This window comes from Microcystis sp. M_OC_Ca_00000000_C217Col, from assembly GCF_007095585.1.
Lineage (GTDB): Bacteria > Cyanobacteriota > Cyanobacteriia > Cyanobacteriales > Microcystaceae > Microcystis > Microcystis panniformis.
Window position 1 is genome coordinate 1 of record NZ_SFBV01000243.1, and the last position, 2,584, is coordinate 2,584.

1 protein-coding gene and 2 pseudogenes are annotated in these 2,584 nt (G+C 41.5%); all 3 read right to left on the reverse strand.

What is annotated here, in order from left to right; genetic code table 11:
• Nucleotides 1-100 precede the first annotated feature (100 nt).
• Nucleotides 101-1,423 (reverse strand): hypothetical protein, encoded by a 1,323-nt coding sequence (locus EWV66_RS14975; RefSeq protein ID WP_287107254.1) that lies wholly within the window; start codon nucleotides 1,421-1,423, stop codon nucleotides 101-103.
• Between the two features lie 39 nt (nucleotides 1,424-1,462).
• Nucleotides 1,463-1,957 (reverse strand): annotated as a pseudogene (locus EWV66_RS14980) (DUF4347 domain-containing protein); the annotation flags it as partial.
• Between the two features lie 130 nt (nucleotides 1,958-2,087).
• Nucleotides 2,088-2,584 (reverse strand): annotated as a pseudogene (locus EWV66_RS14985) (hypothetical protein); the annotation flags it as partial.

A 2,584-nucleotide genomic window follows, 5' to 3' on the forward strand; every position in this document is an offset into this window, starting at 1 on the left:
TAAGAGCTTTTTGTAAGTTTTTCTTTTCTTCTACATCTAGGAAATCTTTAGCTGGCATAAGTAGAATTTTTCTCAAGTTACTATTTCTATTTTAGGTGGTTTAAGTGCGTTTTAGCTTACCGACTACTTGTACACCTACAGCATAGCCAGAAGTATTATAATTACCCTTGAGAGTGGGGTTGGTCGGGTTGCTGATGTCGATGATTTGCAGTCCTGAAAAACCATCAGCTACATAGGCATAGTTACCGACTATTTGTACACCCAAAGCATCGCCAGAAGTATTATAATTCCCCTTGAGAGTGGGGGTTGTTGGGTTGCTGATGTCGATGATTTGTAGTCCTGAACCACCATCAGCAAGATATGCATAGTTACCGACTATTTGTACATCATTAGCATAGTCAGAAGGATCATAATTACCCTTGAAAATGGGGTTGGTCGGATTGCCGATGTCGATGATTTGCAGTCCTGAACTCTGATCAGCTACATAAGCATAGTTACCGACTATTTGTACGTCCAAAGCATAGTAAGTATCATAATTACCCTTGAGGGTGGGGGTTGTTGGGTTGCTGATGTCGATGATTTGCAGTCCTGAACTCCTCTCAGCTACATAAGCATAGTTACCGACTATTTGTACATCATCAGCCTGGCCAGAAGTATTATAATTGCCCTTGAGAGTAGGGTTAGTGGGGTTGCTGATGTCGATGATTTGCAGTCGAAAACCCAAGTCAGCGACATAAGCATAGTTACCGACTACTTGAACACCATAAGCAGAGTCAGGAGTATCATAATTACCCTTGAAAGTGGGATTTGTCGGGTTGCTGATGTCGATGATTTGTAGTCCTGAACCCCCATCAGCGACATAAGCGTAGTTACCGACTATTTGTACATCATAAGCATAGCCAGAAGTATCATAATTACCCTTGAGAGTGGGAGTTGTAGGGTTGCTGATGTCGATGATTTGCAGTCCTGAAAAACCATCAGCTACATAACCATAGTTTCCGACTATTTGTACACCCGCAGCATAGCCAGAAGTATTATAATTACCCTTGAAAGTGGGGTTTGTAGGGTTGCTGATGTCGATGATTTGCAGTCCTGAATCTGCATCAGCGACATAAGCATAGTTACCGACTATTTGTACATCTTGACCCTCATAAATATCATAATTACCCTTAAAAGTCGGGTTACTGGGGTTACTAATATCAATAATCTCCAGAGTGTCCCCCACTGCATAAGCATAGTTACCAACTACTGTCACCCCATAGGCAACGCTTAATCTATCCCATACTCCTACTAATGTGAGGGCAAATACTCCCTGATAAGTGTTGAGTATATTCGGCTGAAAAACCCCAGATGTCTGCAAATCCGACAAATCTGAGGTTTCAACAAAGGTTTTATTCTCTCCCTTTGTCGCCGGGAAACTCACCTCTAACTCCCAACTTCCTCCTAAGGCTGCATTTCCTACCCGTCCGCTGGAAGCCGCTATTTTCGCCCCAGTAATTTGGGATAATTTATTAATAAACTCTGTCCCGGCATCTCCCGCCGCGACCTGACAACCGTACAGTAGAATACGATTAATCTTTGCCCAATTCTGTAACTGTTGGCGGTAATCGTAAATATTTGTTAAATTAAGTTGACAATTCCCTAAATATAAGCACCCAGGCGCACCATGAGAAACCAGGTGAATGGTGGTAATCTGGGGATTTTGTTGTAAAAAAGCGGATATTTGTTCGATTCCGTCTTGATTGGCAGAGAGAATAACCGTGGCGACTTCTGGAATTACCCCAGCTTGGAGACTTTGATAATCGCTAACACCAGCATCGAGGAAAACTACAGTAGCGGTTAAACGCTGATTTCTCGCACTATTCACCTGATTAGCTTGACTCAAGCCATCAGATTGAGCAAAATTGAACAAAACATCGTCAACAGCAGGAAAGCTCGGCAAAAGGGTAGAAGTCATGACGTTAACCGCAAAAGATTAATGCGACTATTTTATGCAAAGAATCCCGAATTTTTCAAGGGGGATATAACAAAAATTTACAGAAAACGGGTTTCTCAAAGAAACCCGTTTTCTAGATATTAGGATAAGATTATTGGATTCTTGCCAAAGACTGCTTAAATTCTGCGAGAGAATTAGCGGTAGCTGCTAATTTTAGTAGCTCTTCTAAGATAGTAGAGTTAGTCATTTTGGCGATTATCTCTTCAATTTCTGAAGAAATCTGTCCAAACCGCACGGTTAAAACTGTTTTTATGGCATCGCGGCTTTTTTCTAGCACCCCAATTTCCTTGCCAATTTCCTTACCGATTTCCTTGCCAATTTCCTTGCCTATTTCCTTACCGCGTTCGATTCCTCGTAACTCCATATTACTCATTAAAGGCATGGTTCTTTCCTCCTCAAATTGTTTGATTTTACTCTCTAAGCTTGACTGCAATTCAGGGGATAAAGTCATCATATTGTCGATGATTTAAAACAGTTTAATTATCTGTTCTCTCTCGAACTCCTTTTCATATAATCCCCTGATTAACTTCCACTTCCACTGTTCCCGTTGTGGCAGCTTCCCAGTAGTCGCTTTTGTTTTCAGGTGTG